13 protein-coding genes and 1 tRNA gene are annotated in these 15,432 nt (G+C 48.2%); 7 read left to right on the forward strand and 7 right to left on the reverse strand.

Going from position 1 to position 15,432, the window contains the following annotated elements; genetic code table 11:
* Positions 1–569 (forward strand): molybdopterin dinucleotide binding domain-containing protein (locus tag FDX03_RS23415; RefSeq protein WP_283204886.1); only part of this gene is annotated, 569 nt, incomplete at its 5' end.
* A gap of 153 nt (positions 570–722) precedes the next feature.
* Complete coding sequence (gss, locus tag FDX03_RS13960) at positions 723–2,582, forward strand: bifunctional glutathionylspermidine amidase/synthase (protein WP_137346075.1); 1,860 nt, start codon at positions 723–725, stop codon at positions 2,580–2,582.
* Between the two features lie 340 nt (positions 2,583–2,922).
* On the opposite strand, the gene FDX03_RS13965 is transcribed toward gss, so the two are convergent.
* Positions 2,923–3,210 carry an EthD domain-containing protein gene (locus FDX03_RS13965; protein ID WP_283204887.1) on the reverse strand — a complete coding sequence of 96 codons (288 nt, stop codon included), beginning with the start codon at positions 3,208–3,210 and terminating at the stop codon, positions 2,923–2,925.
* Between the two features lie 161 nt (positions 3,211–3,371).
* Between FDX03_RS13965 and FDX03_RS13970 the strand changes: the two genes are divergently transcribed.
* Both FDX03_RS13970 and FDX03_RS13975 read left to right on the forward strand, forming a co-directional pair.
* A complete protein-coding gene (locus FDX03_RS13970) occupies positions 3,372–3,704 on the forward strand; it encodes a MerR family transcriptional regulator (RefSeq protein ID WP_137346076.1) in 333 nt (110 codons plus the stop codon).
* Positions 3,705–3,896: 192 nt separating this feature from the next.
* The gene (locus tag FDX03_RS13975; protein WP_137346077.1) at positions 3,897–5,039 is read left to right on the forward strand and encodes a Fic family protein; all 1,143 of its coding nucleotides are present in this window, start codon (positions 3,897–3,899) and stop codon (positions 5,037–5,039) included.
* A gap of 218 nt (positions 5,040–5,257) precedes the next feature.
* Here FDX03_RS13975 and FDX03_RS13980 read toward each other — a convergent pair whose 3' ends face one another.
* On the reverse strand, positions 5,258–7,270 hold the full coding sequence (locus tag FDX03_RS13980) for a TIR domain-containing protein (RefSeq protein ID WP_170973099.1): 2,013 nt from the start codon (positions 7,268–7,270) through the stop codon (positions 5,258–5,260).
* Positions 7,271–7,281: 11 nt separating this feature from the next.
* Positions 7,282–7,881: a TIR domain-containing protein gene (locus FDX03_RS13985; protein WP_137346079.1), complete on the reverse strand. Its 600-nt coding sequence runs from the start codon at positions 7,879–7,881 to the stop codon at positions 7,282–7,284.
* Between the two features lie 623 nt (positions 7,882–8,504).
* On the opposite strand from FDX03_RS13985, the gene FDX03_RS13995 reads away from it, so the two are divergent.
* Together FDX03_RS13995 and FDX03_RS14000 are read left to right on the forward strand one after the other, a co-directional pair.
* Positions 8,505–8,966: a hypothetical protein gene (locus tag FDX03_RS13995; protein WP_137346081.1), complete on the forward strand. Its 462-nt coding sequence runs from the start codon at positions 8,505–8,507 to the stop codon at positions 8,964–8,966.
* A gap of 2 nt (positions 8,967–8,968) precedes the next feature.
* Positions 8,969–9,190 (forward strand): helix-turn-helix transcriptional regulator, encoded by a 222-nt coding sequence (locus FDX03_RS14000; protein ID WP_040229952.1) that lies wholly within the window; start codon positions 8,969–8,971, stop codon positions 9,188–9,190.
* Between the two features lie 63 nt (positions 9,191–9,253).
* On the opposite strand, the gene FDX03_RS14005 is transcribed toward FDX03_RS14000, so the two are convergent.
* Both FDX03_RS14005 and FDX03_RS14010 read right to left on the reverse strand, forming a co-directional pair.
* Positions 9,254–9,329, reverse strand: a tRNA-Phe gene (locus FDX03_RS14005).
* A 105-nt stretch (positions 9,330–9,434) separates the two neighbouring features.
* The gene (locus FDX03_RS14010) at positions 9,435–10,142 is read right to left on the reverse strand and encodes a DUF554 domain-containing protein (protein WP_137346082.1); all 708 of its coding nucleotides are present in this window, start codon (positions 10,140–10,142) and stop codon (positions 9,435–9,437) included.
* Between the two features lie 469 nt (positions 10,143–10,611).
* On the opposite strand from FDX03_RS14010, the gene FDX03_RS14015 reads away from it, so the two are divergent.
* On the forward strand, positions 10,612–12,747 hold the full coding sequence (locus FDX03_RS14015; protein ID WP_137346083.1) for an ornithine decarboxylase: 2,136 nt from the start codon (positions 10,612–10,614) through the stop codon (positions 12,745–12,747).
* Between the two features lie 52 nt (positions 12,748–12,799).
* Here the strand turns inward: FDX03_RS14015 and FDX03_RS14020 are convergent, their stop codons facing one another.
* Positions 12,800–14,056 carry a nucleoside permease gene (locus tag FDX03_RS14020; protein WP_003027130.1) on the reverse strand — a complete coding sequence of 419 codons (1,257 nt, stop codon included), beginning with the start codon at positions 14,054–14,056 and terminating at the stop codon, positions 12,800–12,802.
* A gap of 210 nt (positions 14,057–14,266) precedes the next feature.
* On the reverse strand, positions 14,267–15,352 hold the full coding sequence (mltC, locus tag FDX03_RS14025; protein WP_137346084.1) for a membrane-bound lytic murein transglycosylase MltC: 1,086 nt from the start codon (positions 15,350–15,352) through the stop codon (positions 14,267–14,269).
* Between the last annotated feature and the right edge of the window lie 80 nt (positions 15,353–15,432).

Raw genomic sequence — 15,432 nt, forward strand, 5'->3', positions numbered from 1 at the left:
AAGCGTTGACCGGGGACTACGCGCTGATCCGTAACGCCATTGAAGCCGTGATCCCGGCGTTCCACGATTACAACGCGCGTATTGCCGAGCCGGGCGGATTTCGTATGGATACGCCTGCTTCGCGCCGTGAATGGCGAACGGAGAATGGCAAAGCCAACTTTATCGTCAGCCATCAGCGGGCGGTAGAGCGGGAAAATCAGCCTGCCGATACGCTGATACTGGCGACGCTACGCAGCCACGATCAGTACAACACCACGATTTATGGTATGAACGATCGCTATCGCGGCATTACCGGTCGTCGGGATGTGGTGTTTTTAAGCGCCGAGGAAGCGGCGGCTCGCGGTCTGAGCCAGGGTGATGTGGTCAACGTTCAGGCGCTGGGTGACAACGGCCAGCCGTGCGCGGATCGCATCATGTACGGCTTAACGGTGGTGATTTACAACATGGCGGCGGGTTCAATTGGCGCGTATCTACCTGAAGCGAATGTCCTGCTTTCGCTGGATGCGGTAGATACACAAAGTTTGACTCCGGCCTATAAAAGCGCACCGGTCACCCTGGCCAAAGCGTAGTTCCTGCTGTGAATTTTTCGCTTCTGAGCGCCAGCCGCTGCGTTGAGGTGTATGATGATGTCGACCTCTGTCCGGTTAGTGTCGCAGAGCAGGCAATCAGAGCGAAAAATTCACGCCAACCTGCTCAGGCTGTATTGTTTTGAGGTAAGGTGCATGAGCAAAGGAACGACCAGTCAGGATGCCCCATTCGGGACATTATTGGGCTACGCCCCAGGCGGCGTAGCAATCTACTCTTCAGATTACAGCTCCCTCGACCCGCGGGACTACGACGATGATGCGGCATTTCGCAGCTATATCGACGACGAATACATGGGCCACAAATGGCAGTGCGTAGAGTTTGCACGCCGCTTTCTGTTCCTTAACTATGGCGTGGTCTTCACCGATGTAGGCATGGCCTGGGAGATCTTCTCCTTACGCTTCCTGCGTGAAGTGGTGAATGACAATATCCTGCCGTTACAGGCATTTCCCAATGGTTCGCCCCGCGCGCCGGTAGCAGGCGCGTTGCTTATCTGGCAAAAAGGCGGCGAATTTAAAGATACCGGGCATGTGGCGGTCGTTACCCAGTTGCTGGAAAACAAAATCCGTATTGCCGAACAGAACGTGCTCCATACGCCGCTGCCTCCCGGACAGCAGTGGACCCGTGAACTGGAGATGGTGGTTGAAAACGGTTGCTACACCCTGCGGGATACCTTTGACGACACCACCATACTTGGCTGGATGATCCAGACCGAGGATACCCGTTACAGCCTGCCGCAGCCGGAGATCGCCAATGACTCGCTGAAAATTGGCAGCGCGCGACTGGAAGATAACGGACAGTTCGACGGTAAATGGCTGGATGAGCAGGATCCGCTGCAAAAAGCCTACGTGCTGGCGAACGGTCACGTCATTAATCAGGATCCGCATCAGTACTTCACCATTACCGAGAGTGCCGAGCAGGAGCTGATCAAAGCAACTAACGAGTTACACCTGATGTACCTGCACGCGACCGACAAGGTGCTGAAAGACGACAACCTGCTGGCGCTGTTCGATATCCCGAAAATCCTCTGGCCGCGTCTGCGCCTTTCCTGGCAGCGTCGTCGGCATCATATGATTACGGGACGTATGGATTTCTGTATGGATGAACGCGGACTGAAGGTGTACGAGTACAACGCCGATTCCGCATCGTGCCATACCGAAGCCGGGTTGATCCTCGAAAGATGGGCCGAGCGGGGCTACACAGGGCAGGGACACAACCCGGCTGAAGGGTTGATCAACGAACTGGCGGGGGCCTGGAAGCACAGCCGCGCGCGTCCTTTTGTCCACATCATGCAGGACAAGGATATCGAGGAAAACTACCACGCGCAGTTTATGCAGCAGGCGCTGCGTCAGGCCGGGTTTGACAGCAAAATTCTGCGTGGCCTTGATGAGCTACGTTGGGATGATGCCGGTCAACTGATTGACGGTGACGGTCGCCTGGTGAACTGCGTCTGGAAAACCTGGGCGTGGGAAACTGCGATTGAGCAGGTGCGAGAGGTCAGCGAAACGGAGTATGCAGCGGTGCCAATTCGTACCGGGCATACCAATCAGGAAGTGCGTTTAATCGACGTGTTGCTGCGCCCGGAAGTGCTGGTGTTCGAACCTCTGTGGACGGTGATCCCTGGCAACAAAGCGATTTTGCCGATCCTCTGGCAGCTTTTCCCGCACCACCGCTATCTGCTTGATACCGATTTCACTGTTAATGAAGAGCTGGCGCAAACCGGTTATGCGGTGAAACCTATTGCAGGACGTTGTGGCAGCAACATCGATCTGGTGAGTCATCAGGAAGAGCTGCTGGATAAAACCAGCGGTAAGTTTGCTGGGCAGAAGAACATTTATCAGCAGCTTTGGTGTCTGCCGAAGGTTGCCGGTAAATATATTCAGGTTTGTACGTTCACCGTAGGTGGTAACTACGGCGGGACCTGCCTGCGCGGTGACGAGTCGCTGGTGATTAAAAAAGAGAGCGATATCGAGCCGTTGATTGTGGTGCAGGAATAATCGCAACCCCCTGTGGTGGTGATGTTGCCAGCACGGGGGATCTTTGTGGGCAATAGCGCTTAAAACACCCAAAAGCAAAAAAACAGCCATAGGCTGGGTTCTCTAAATAGTGGTGCCGGACTCGGAATCATATCCACGATTAACATGCTGTTTCTCTTTGGTTTCATTGAAAAAAGTCAGAACCAGCGCCCCCACTAAGGCCCCCATAAAAAATCGCTTTGTTTTTGTGATGATTATCACGAAAAATAGAGTGTTAGTACCTGAGTTGGTTGGTTTAAATTACCGGCTAAAGGTCGCTTTTGAATCGACGAATAGCTAAATTTTTAAACCAACCGATGTTTCACTCAGAAATCACATAGCGTTCCTCGCCGTACCAGAGTTGCGACTGCTCCAAATCCACGAATTTACCCTCATCCTCAATAAGTTCCCGAAGAGCGCTTAACCCTTCCGCTGTTTTCCGGGCTGCAAGATGTGATTCCAGATCGTCCCACCATAGCTCGGCGCAGCCATCAAAATCGACGGGTGCTGAATTCCTTGTTTGTTGAAGTGCTGATTGTGCGGCACTGTGCGCAAAGGGAACAGTCTGGATGTACTTACGAATACCAAGACGTTCAGCGTGTTTAATCACCAATGAAGCATGGTGATTACGTCAATAATGATCAAATTCTCCCCGCGTTAAATGGGGACGCCTTTTGACACACATGATTAATTTTAACATGTTGCTATTCCTGTTTTTTCGGGAACTCAAAGCTTACACTCTGACAGTGGTGTCAGAGTCAAGAGGGCGTTATGCAGATTGGAAAACTGGCGGCATTGACTGGCGTTAGCATACGTATGCTTCGGCACTACGAGAGCGAAGGTTTGCTTCATCCTGCGCGAACCGATGCAGGCTATCGCAGTTTCACCTCAGAAGATGTGGATATTGTCAGACGGATACTTATTCTGAATGGCGCAGGCTTCACATTACCCGTTGTGCGTAGTTTGCTGAATTGCGCATATGCAGGAACCTCGCCTTGCGAGGAACTAAAAGCTAAAGTGCGAGAACAGCTGACGCAGATAGACCGTCAGTTTGAAGCGCTCTCGGAAAGTCGTAAGCTTCTTACTCAGTTGGTTATCGGTTAGTCTTTGACTGGTGGTCAGATAGCGGCATTCCGCGCTTTCGCATTGAACATCTTTCAAACTTACATTTGATATATTGGAACAACAGTTTTTGAGATAACAAAAAGTGGTGTATTTTCTAATTGATAGATTCTATTGGTATTTTTGCTATACTTTTGAGATACCGTCATGCAGCAGTTGAGATAACTAAACATCATGGCTCAATTTAATCACTTTGAACTTTCGCTTCTGAACCCCAGCTTTGACTCCCCTTTGGTCGACGCGTTGACGGAACTGGAGATCCTCCGGCATCTGCGGCTGGAAACCGACGTTCACCCGATCCTGTTTGCGCAGTTGAAGGCTGTTTTCCACATGCTGGAGAGTCTTGGCTCTGCAAGGATTGAGGGAAACCACACCACGCTTGCCGACTATGTTGAAAGCAAGGTGGAAGGAATGCAGAGTTCGACGGACCAGCTCAAAGAAATCAACAATATTGAAGCCGCGATGGAGTTCATCGACGAATATCTGAGCAATGGCGATGACATAACGGAATATTTTATCCGCGAGTTGCATAGTCTGGCGGTCGCCGGGCTGCAACAGGAAGGCGACAGAACGCCCGGTGCATATCGGCAACATAACGTCAGCATTGCTCAGTCTGACCATTTACCGCCGGACCACATCCGCGTTCCTGATTATATGGCGGAACTGACCGCCTTTATTAACCGCGCCGATAAGCCAAAGTACGATCTGATGAAGATTGCTCTGGTGCATCATCGCTTCGGCTGGATACATCCTTTTGGTAACGGTAATGGCAGAACCGTCAGATTGCTAACCTACGCGTTGCTTATTAAATATGGTTTTAATGTTCAGGCTGGTGGTCGGGTTCTCAATCCGACAGCGGTATTCTGTAACGATCGTGAACGTTATTACGCCATGCTTTCGTTAGCCGATAAGGGAACAGAGCAGGGGCTGGAAGAGTGGTGTTTATATGTGCTTTCGGGGATCTCCTCTGAGCTGAAGAAAGTTGATCAACTGACAAATCACGCTTTCCTGAGCGAAAAAATTCTGTATCCGGCTATCGATTTTTCGTCGGAGAGGGGGCTGATAAATCCGCTGGAATCGAAGGTTCTGAAACGTTCTGTTGAGTTAGGAACGATAAAAGCGGGCGATCTGCGTGCCGTTTTACCCGATCTGAAGCCGACGCAGGTGACTTATCAGCTTGGTAAGCTGATTGAGCGGGGGTTGCTCCAGCCAGTAGAAGAAGGGGCGCGTACCTATACGGCGAAGTTTTCTAATTCGTATCTGATACGTGGAGTGATTAAAGTTCTGCGGGAAGAAGGGTTTATTCCTGATTTGTGATACTGAGTAATTATTGTATATCAGCGAAGTTGTGAGAAAGGCGTAATTAAAATGGAACTACTTTACTGATTATAATCTTATCTTGAGTGGACTGGTTCCGCTTCGTTAGATGAACCAAAACTGGTGATTTATTGAGTCAGGTGATTGCTTGAGCAATCACCTTCAATGTTCTGGAATTTATACGGACGTTTTAGCTAAGACTTTTAGATAAATATATTTCAACTTAAATTATTTAATCCCCTTAATATTAAATATATTGCCTCATCAATATATTCAGTATTAAATAACTGGTTGTTTTCTTCTTCGGATAATCCATTGTTCAGGTTTTGATAATTCAGAATTTTATTTAAATCGGTATAGTTAGGGATGTATTGGCTGTCTATTTCATTTATATAATCAAGTAACATTTTGTACCCACCATTGCTGTAGATTTGCCAATTTCTAGTTAGCTCTTCAGGTATATTATTTGTTTTTATACAATGGCATATATAGCTTGCAATACCACCGAAACCGCCTAATAAGAAGAGCGGTTTTTTGTGCTCGATTGTTAAAAGTACTTCTTCCAGTACCCCGGGCATACAGCCTTTATATCCTGTTAATCTTCCACCTGCACAAATCCTTGCATCACACTCCTGTATCATTCTTTTTCTCATACTGGAAAGAGACTTGGACCAGATATATATATTTTCTTTAATATCTGGAGGGATGAAAGTATTCACATCGACAGTCAATTGAGTGGGGATTTGCTGCTTTGGTAATTCACATTTCTCAAATTTTGCAACCCTATTATATCTTGCCTGCCAGTTTAATAAATCAATGTTTGTATTTAAGTAAATAGGCCAAGAAATATAGTTTTTGATAAATATTCGTCTTGATTTTAGACGACTCTGGATGACTTCTGCCTCATCTAATAAAAATGATGTAAATCCGTCGGGCCGTAAATCACCACCATAAATAAGCGTTGCTTCTCTGGATAATATATGTCTGGCTAAATCTTGCGATAACAAGATAAGGTTGTCAGGACGTTTTCCTGTTTTTATTAGTTCAGTCTCTTCAATATCTGAAATGGATATTCCGATTTTTTTTCCTTTAATTTCATTGAATCGATATGTTAGTATCGTTTTTGCATCGACATTTAATTCTTTTAGTATCTGGTGTTCGTCTTCATATACTGGAGGTTCTGGATATATTAATTTCTTGTTTTCAATACCCTCTTTTATAATATTTAGTATATCCAGAAGTTCAGGTGGTCGATACAATCCTTTGATATCGTTCTCTATCCACCCTCTTTTTTTGTATTTCTGGAATTGGATTTTAGAATAAAAGAATCTAATTGTTTCTAATAAAGCAGCAATGATTATTCTATAACAGTCCTTATCTGGCAGCACATTTTTTTGAGAATGTAAAACGTGAATGGCTGGAATGTTAGAGAATAATGGAAAACGTCGATCTTCATACTCTTCAAGACAATCTACGGCAATGATGGGGCGGTTATGTTTTTTTGCGTATTCTAACTCTTTTTGACACCAGTAGCGGGAGGTATATGAGTCGGAGTGGATCGCTATTAAAGATGATTTTTTGATATGATTTTCTATTTCTGTTGAAAATTCATATCCATGAGCGATGTCAGTAGCATCAAAAAAACATGATAATCGACTTTGATCTAAAAATAGTTTCAACTGCTTTGCAATGTTTTCTCCTTGCTTACCGTCTTTAGTATGGCTAAGGAAAAATTCAATAGTTGTATCAGTGCCAATTTTTATTTCTTTGAAATTTTCATTTAGTGTTATGCGATAAATTTCGTGAGCAATGGATATAAATAGATTTTCATTAAAAAATTCAGTGGGGAAATCGTATGCTCTGATGAAATTTATATCGTTTAGGTCATTATCTAGATTATAAGCGTTTCGATTGAGCGCTATGGGAATGATATGGTAATTTTTTTTACTTTCAAGCTTTGATAGATAATTAACCCAACCTTCATTAGTTAAGAAGTGGTTGCCAACAAAAGTAAATGCTAGCGTTTTGTCTGCTGTTTCAGGTATATCTGCTGGAGGTTGTTCATCCAGAGATGTCCTGAAAAATACTGGTAAATTAAGAGCTCTAGAGAAGGGCCGCTGTATATCTCTTTTCAGTAAATTAAAGACATAATCTATCCCTTTATCAACAACCTCGCACTTATCTTTATTATGATAAATAAAATATATTGCAATGCTTTGTTTTGACGGCATAAACATATTCCTTAAGAGTTGTTTTTTCTCATTTCTCTCGATAAATTATAATTATTTGTTTTTTTTGAGTCGAATGTTTTGTCAATGAGTTCGGAGAGGAAAGACGGATTGTCTTTAATGCTGTTCCAGTTGGTTACTGATATTTTTGCGTTTGGATTTAGCAGGTTATCTATTATCCTTTCTGGTAAGAAAGGATGCCTTTCTTCATAATCAGATCGACATTTTAATGTTGTCCAGCTAGTTCCTGGATAATATTCTTGCTCACCATGAGCAGCATGGATACTACTTTTTATAGTTGGCAAGTTAATTACTAAAACACCTGATTTTTTGTTTATTTTCCCATCATACATGCTGGAATATAGCTCCCAGTCAATATGCTTTCTGTTTTTGGTTTCTGTACCGACGAGTAGTATTGTTACCGTTGAATCGCTCAAATATTCGTCACGAATTTTTTCACGAATAACTTGGGCATCAAGAGTTTCATCAATATCTCCAGTATAAACCGATTGGTCAATGAAAATTTTGTGCTCTTCATTTAATTTTAAGAGTTCTTCTTTAAAATCCTGATCGTTCTTATGATGATAGCTAATAAAAACATTATGCTTAGCCATGTGTAATCTCCTTTTTATATAATAAGGTTAATGCTTTTATAATCAAAGTTATGAAATATAATGATAGAAGTGTCTGTATTTTTTTAGATATTATTATATCGGTTGTTGAAAATAATCTGTTTTCGAAGAAATTGCCATGGTATTCATAACATGGCATTGGATGCTTAATTCCGTGTAGATTCTCAATAATGGCTGCATGATGCTTATCATTCCTTTTTCTGGTAATTTTCATGTCCATTGATGATCACTTTTCTCCGTCTTAATTGCCTTTAGCATAACACTTAGTTTTGTAACTATATGTCTATTATTTATAACAATCTGCGATCTACATTCCATAAAACCTCCTTGTTGTTAACCGCCAAACGCGGTATCTTTTACCCGCACCTGCAAAATCAGGTGCCGGGCTTGACCTCCTGAAAACTGTTACAGGCGACATACGACGCGCCCGCGTCTTTTTTTATGTCGTGCGCACGGCTACACCTCTATGGCGGGCCGGGCGGGGGCACCGCAAGGTGCGCCGGTTTCCTGTAACGCCGGTAAGGTCAACCCCGTCCGGTTCCGCCACCCGTGGGATTGACCTCTCCGGTGGCGGAAATATAAACCCGTTACAGGAGGCTGCCACTATGGCTACGATCCCCAACCAGACACACCCGTTACTTACTGTTCCCTTCAATGCCGCCACGGACTTCACCGTCCTTGCCAGCCACTGCGAAAACTTCGCCGAAACCCTGATTGAAAGTAAAGATATCGCGTTAAAAATGGCGCTCTGCGGCAGACTTAACACCGCTCTGACGCTGCTCCAGCCCACGCTGTTAGAACCTGTTCCGCCGCATCTTATTGAAAGCCTGACCGTTGATACTCTCCCCGCAAACGCTCCTCAGTTTGGGCCAGAATGTACCGAACTTTGCAGCTACTGCCTTGCCCTGACGCAAACGCTGGCGGGGCAGGGGTTTTCCTCGGAAACGGAGAAATTGCTTAGCTGGCTGTTGTATGACCTGATCAACTACTTCGCCGCGGAAATGAAAGCCCCGCGCTGGCTGCGCACTCCTGATGGCGTAAAATTTATTGACGGGGTAGCGGCATGAGCATGATGCAACTGGACTGGCATCCCGCCGACATTATCGCGGCGCTGAAAAAACGTGGAACGTCGTTATCCGCCGTTTCCCGCAAATCTGGGCTGGCGTCCTCTACTTTAGCAAACGCGTTGATAAAACACTGGCCGAAGGGAGAAAGATTGATCGCGGAGGAGTTGGATGTTGCGCCGGAAAAAATCTGGCCTTCGCGCTATGCCCAGCCAGATAAGAGATAAGGATCCGAATTGTCGAATCCCCAAAAGCAAAAACCCGCCTTGTGGGCGGGTTCTTTAGAATAGTGGTGCCCGGACTCGGAATCGAACCAAGGACACGGGGATTTTCAATCCCCTGCTCTACCGACTGAGCTATCCGGGCAACGAGGCGCATTAAACCCGATTCACTTCGTTTCGTCAACGAAATTTCTTCAAATCAATGCAGACTGCACAATCTATCACCACATTGCTGGTATTGCACGCATTCTCAGGCAAAAAATGCCGTCCATGCTGCGGAAAGCGGCATTGCCAGCAGCAGGGCGGGAAGCATATTCACCACCGCAAACATTTTGATTCCGCAAATACGTAGACCCGTCGCCAGCAACAGCAGTCCGCCTACCGCGCTGAAATCGGCCATCATGGCTGGGGTTGTCAGCGGTAAAATCAGAGCCGCGCAGGTGGCGAGCGTCAACTGAATTGCCAACATCGGCACACAAATTGCCGATACCGCGATTCCTAATGAGCAGGCAAAGATGATGGCCGTGAAGAAATCCAAAAATGACTTGGCGATTAAAATATTAGGATCGCCGGTCATCCCTTCATGGATCGCACCGAAGATCCCGGTCCCGCTGGCGCAAAACAACACAATGATCGCCACATAGCTTTGGATAAAGGATTCGTGTGTTGCATTGACATCCGATTTGGTGAAAAGCTGCTGCGCTTTGGCGACAGCGGTATTAATGCCTTTTTCCAGATGACAGAACTCGCCGATCAGCGTGCCGAGCAGCGTTGCCAGCACCATCACCGGCAAGTTAGCGCATTTGATAACCAGCAGGATACCAATCCCCAACGAGCACAACCCGAATATTGAGGTCATTGAGATCCGAATACGTTCGGGTAAGTGCTGGCTGAGCAGCGCGCCGAGAACGCCACCGAGTAAAATGGCGCTGGCATTAATAAAGGGTCCGATTACCACGTTAGCTCCTGCATACCTATTATCGTATTGATGTTAAAGGCAATTGTCTGGGTGAAATTATGTTTCAGATTGCATTATTATGCCGCTATTTTCAGACGAAATGTTTGTTTATCTGTGAGGTTTAAGCACAGGATTTTATCTTGCGCCTGTAGGTGAAAGGTGCCATGATTGCGCGAATTTTCTCCTGTCTGAATGGGGCTGCCTGGGATGACATTACTCCCCCTACATCGCCTTCAATATCGCCTTTTTGCGCGACGTTTGCCCCTTCCTGCGACTTATCTATACTCTCCCACCATGCGGTGAGGGCAGCGCACGCTCACTGCAGGATAACAGTAAAATCAGAGGCTATCTGCTTTTACTGATGTCTGGCGGTCGGGGCTGGTGACCAGTTTGACCTGTCATTTCGTGGGGCATAGCAATGCGGCTTTGCCCGGGACTTTTGATTCTCCCGATACGGGTTTTTGCGCTTATGAAATCAATGAATATTGCCGCCAGTGGTGAACTGGTTTCCCGTCTGTCTACTCATCGCAAGGTGGTGACGCTGGACAGTACCGATTTTACTGACGTCGCGGCAGTCGTCATTACCGTTGCGGACAGCCGCAGCGGGATCCTGGCTTTGCTGAAACGCACCGGGTTTCACATACCGGTGTTTATATTTTCAGAGACCAACGTGGATGACCTGGCAGACGTTGAAGCGGTTATCTGCGGCAATGCGCAGGACTGGCTGGAGCTGGAGTCTGCCGCCTGTCGGTATGAGGAAGAGTTGCTGCCGCCGTTCTATGACACGCTGACCCAGTATGTTGAAATGGGGAACAGTACCTTTGCTTGTCCGGGGCACCAGCATGGTGAGTTTTTTAAGAAGCATCCGGCGGGTCGACATTTCTACGAGTTCTTTGGCGAGAACCTGTTTCGCGCGGATATGTGCAACGCTGACGTTAAGCTGGGCGATCTGCTGATTCATGAGGGATCCGCGAAACATGCGCAGAAATTTGCCGCGAAAGTTTTCCACGCGGATAAAACCTACTTTGTGCTGAACGGGACTTCTGCGGCGAATAAAGTGGTGACCAATGCGCTGCTGACGCGCGGCGATCTGGTGTTGTTTGACCGCAACAACCATAAGTCCAACCACCACGGCGCGCTGATCCAGGCGGGCGCGACGCCGGTTTATCTGGAAGCGGCGCGTAATCCGTTTGGCTTTATTGGCGGTATTGATGAGCACTGCTTTGATGAGGCGTATCTGCGCCAGCAACTGCGTGACGTTGCGCCGCACAAGGCTGACCAGCCGCGCCCGTTCCGTCTGGCGATCATTCAGCTTGGTACCTATGACGGTACGATCTACAACGCCCGGCAGGTGATCGACAAGATCGGTAGCCTGTGCGATTACATCCTGTTTGATTCTGCCTGGGTTGGCTACGAGCAATTTATTCCGATGATGGCCGATGGGTCACCGCTGCTCCTGGAGCTCAATGCTGACGATCCGGGGATCTTTGTCACCCAGTCGGTACACAAACAGCAGGCCGGATTCTCGCAAACCTCGCAGATCCACAAAAAGGATAACCATATTCGTGGTCAGGCGCGGTTCTGTCCGCATAAGCGTCTGAACAATGCATTTATGCTGCATGCGTCCACCAGTCCGTTTTACCCGCTGTTTGCGGCGCTGGATGTTAACGCCAAAATCCATGAAGGCGAGAGCGGGCGTCGGCTATGGGCGGAGTGTGTAGCGCTGGGGATCGAGGCCCGTAAAGCGATACTTACCCGCTGTAAGCTGATTCAGCCGTTTATTCCCCCGGTAGTCGATGGCAAACCGTGGGAAAGCTATCCGACGCCGGTGATTGCCAGCGAGCGCCGCTTCTTTAGCTTTGAACCGGGTGCTAAATGGCATGGTTTTTCCGGCTACGCGCGCGACCAGTACTTCGTTGATCCCTGCAAGCTGTTGTTAACTACTCCGGGCATTGATGCGCAAACCGGGCAATATACTGAGTTTGGTATTCCGGCGACGATTCTGGCGCATTACCTGCGTGAAAACGGCATTGTTCCGGAGAAATGCGACCTTAACTCGATTCTGTTCCTGCTGACCCCGGCAGAAAGCACCGAGAAACTGGCGCAACTGGTGGCGATGCTGGCGCAGTTTGAGCAGCATATTGAGGACGATACGCCGCTGGCAGATGTGCTGCCCACCATCTTCAACAAGTATCCGGTACGCTATCGGGATTACACGCTGCGTGAACTGTGTCAGGAGATGCACGATTTATACGTCAGCTTTGATGTCAAGGATCTGCAAAAAGCGATGTTCCGACAGGAGAGTTTGCCTACCGTGGCGATGAACCCGCAGGATGCGAACAGCGCCTTTATCCGTGGTGATGTCGAACTGGTGCGTATTTGTGATGCCGCAGGTCGCGTTGCGGCAGAAGGTGCGCTGCCTTATCCTCCAGGCGTTCTGTGCGTGGTACCGGGCGAAATCTGGGGCGGGGCGGTCCAACGTTATTTCCTGGCGCTGGAAGAGGGCGTTAACCTGCTGCCGGGCTTCTCACCGGAGCTGCAAGGTGTTTACAGTGAAACGGATGCCGACGGTATTAAGCGTCTGTATGGATATGTTGTGAAGTAAGCGCAAAAAAAGCGGGTTACCTTTTGGCAACCCGCTTATCTCTGCGTAAACGTTAGTGCGCGATAGTTTGGGTACCTGCCGGAACGCGTACGTGTTTGTATTTAAACAGCGCCACGAAGGCAAAAGCCAGAACCAGCGAGTAACCTGCGAAGATCAGCCACACGGTCTGCCAGTCGGTAATACCGTTCAGCGTATAGTGTTCAACCACTTTACCGCTCACCAGACCGCCAAGAATACAGCCGAAGCCGTTGGTCATCATCAGGAACATACCCTGTGCGCTGGCGCGGATTTCAGGGCGAACCTCTTTCTCTACGAACACCGAGCCAGAGATGTTGAAGAAGTCGAAGGCGCAACCGTAAACAATCATCGACAGAACCAGCAGCACGGTACCGAACGGTGTCGGATCGCCGTAGGCAAACAGGCCGAAGCGCAACATCCACGCCACAATACTGATAAGCATCACGTTCTTAATACCGTAACGGCTCAAGAAGAACGGGATGGTCAGGATAAACAGCGTCTCGGAAATCTGCGAGATCGACATCATCACCGAGGCGTGTTCAACGATGAAGCTACCGGAGAACAGCGGGTTGTTATCGAAGCTGTGCAGGAAGGTATTACCGAACATATTGGTAATCTGCAGCTCAGCGCCCAGCATCATTGAGAAGATAAAGAAAATCGCCATACGCTTGTTTTTAAACAGCGCGAAAGCATCCAGGCCCAGCATGGACGACCAGCTCTGGTTTTTCTGCTGGTTAGCCACCGGAATATGCGGCAACGTCAGCGTGAACAGCGCCAAAACAACGGACAGCGTCGCACCGATATACAGCTGCATATGGCTCAGCTCGAAGCCGGAGAAGCTCACGCCCCACATCGCCATGATAAAGCCGATGGTGCCCCAGATACGGATTGGCGGGAAGTCCGTAACGATATCCATCCCGGCTGACTGCAGGCGATAGTAAGAAATGGTGTTGATTAACCCCAGCGTTGGCATATAGGCCAGAGAGTTAAGCAAGATCACAAAGAACATGGCGCCTGGGGTGGTGACTTCGGCTGCGGCGAACAGCGTTGCTGCGCCGACCAGGTGACAAATGGCGTACACCCATTTCGCACTGATCCATTTGTCGGCCACGATCCCTAACAGCGTAGGCATAAACACGGCGGCGATCCCCAGCGAGCTATACACTGCGCCAATGGATGCACCATCGAATTTTAGGGTGACAAACATATAGGAGCCGAGGGTAGTGAGCCAACTACCCCATAAGCAGAACTGCAGAAACGAGAGCACTTTCAGCTGCAGCTTAAGATTCATGTTAATTTCCTCACACCGTGATGCGGATGAATGTTTTAAAAGGCACATTTGCCGGGGCTTGATGATGTGATTCTATCAACGAGAGACACTCTTTTTTTGTTACCTGTGACAAATATTTGCAAACAATTTCTGATTGCAAAGCAAAAGAGTGATGGGGTTAACACTTTACCCTCTTCCGGGCCCCGTTTACCGGGGCAGAAGAGGGATATATTAGCGGCGTCGATATGATTTTTGTGCGGAATTGACCTTGTAAAGGTATCGGCGTGATTCAGTAGACGGATGTCGGGTGGTCAGCGTTTGATAAACGTCCCCCGGGGTCATGCTGTTGATAATATTCGCGGCCTGGATTTTATCGTTCGAGAAAACGCGCAGCACGCTGCCCGCACCGCCGTTATATGCCGTGATCACCGCGTAGCGACGGGAGGTTGGATTATCAATGCCGCCTAAATAGACATTGTTGAGCATTGCCAGATAGGCGGTACCGGTATCAATGTTGCTGGCCGGGTCAAACAGGAAGCTACGGCTCGGCGTGCCGGAGCGCCCTTGCGAGCGAAACACATCTTTCCCGGCGCTGTGTTGCACCACCTGCATCAGTCCCAGCGCATCGGCATGGCTGACCGCATACGGGTTAAATGAAGATTCGGTTTGCATGATGGCCAGAATTAGCGACTCATCGACGCCATACTTACGCGAAGCCTGACGCACCATGCCGACGTATTTATGCGCGCGCTTATCAAGGTGGTTCGGTACCAGGTTGATCGTCACGCTATAGATGATGCGAATACCATTGCTGCGGCTTTTCAGGCGTGTTTTCAGCAGATAGTCAGCGAAATTGGTGGCACGCCCCTCCCAACGAATGGGTTGGCCGGTATTATCGACCACCTGCCCGTACAGGAACGGCTCTTTGGAAATCTTAATGTCGTCGACATCGGAATAGAGATCGATAGAACCCGGATCATCGCCCATCAGCAATGTCTTGATAATCGCCCGACGCAGGTGCCCGGCGGGATCTGTCCCGGCAATGGTCTCGACGGTTATCGTACCGTCATCAAAGTTGATATGGCTGCGGGTTTGATACTGATCGGTATACTTTACGTAGTCCTTCGGACCCGCAATCAGCACTTCCTTAAATCCCCACAGATTCTCAATGTTATGGGCAAATTGCCCCATCAGAATATCAAAACCGTTGGTATCCTTGACCCAGGCTTCGTTATAAGAATCGCCTTTTTTGGTCGAACTGGAACAGGAGATGAGCAACGGCGCAATAACGGCAAGCGCGAGAAATTTTTTCATCATTCCGGGAGTGCGTGTTGTGTTTGTTATTTGCAAGGACCAGATTAAATCGTAGGCCGGATAAGCGCAGCGCCATCCGGCAA

The sequence above is a fragment of the Citrobacter sp. wls827 genome (assembly GCF_005280875.1).
GTDB lineage: Bacteria > Pseudomonadota > Gammaproteobacteria > Enterobacterales > Enterobacteriaceae > Citrobacter > Citrobacter youngae.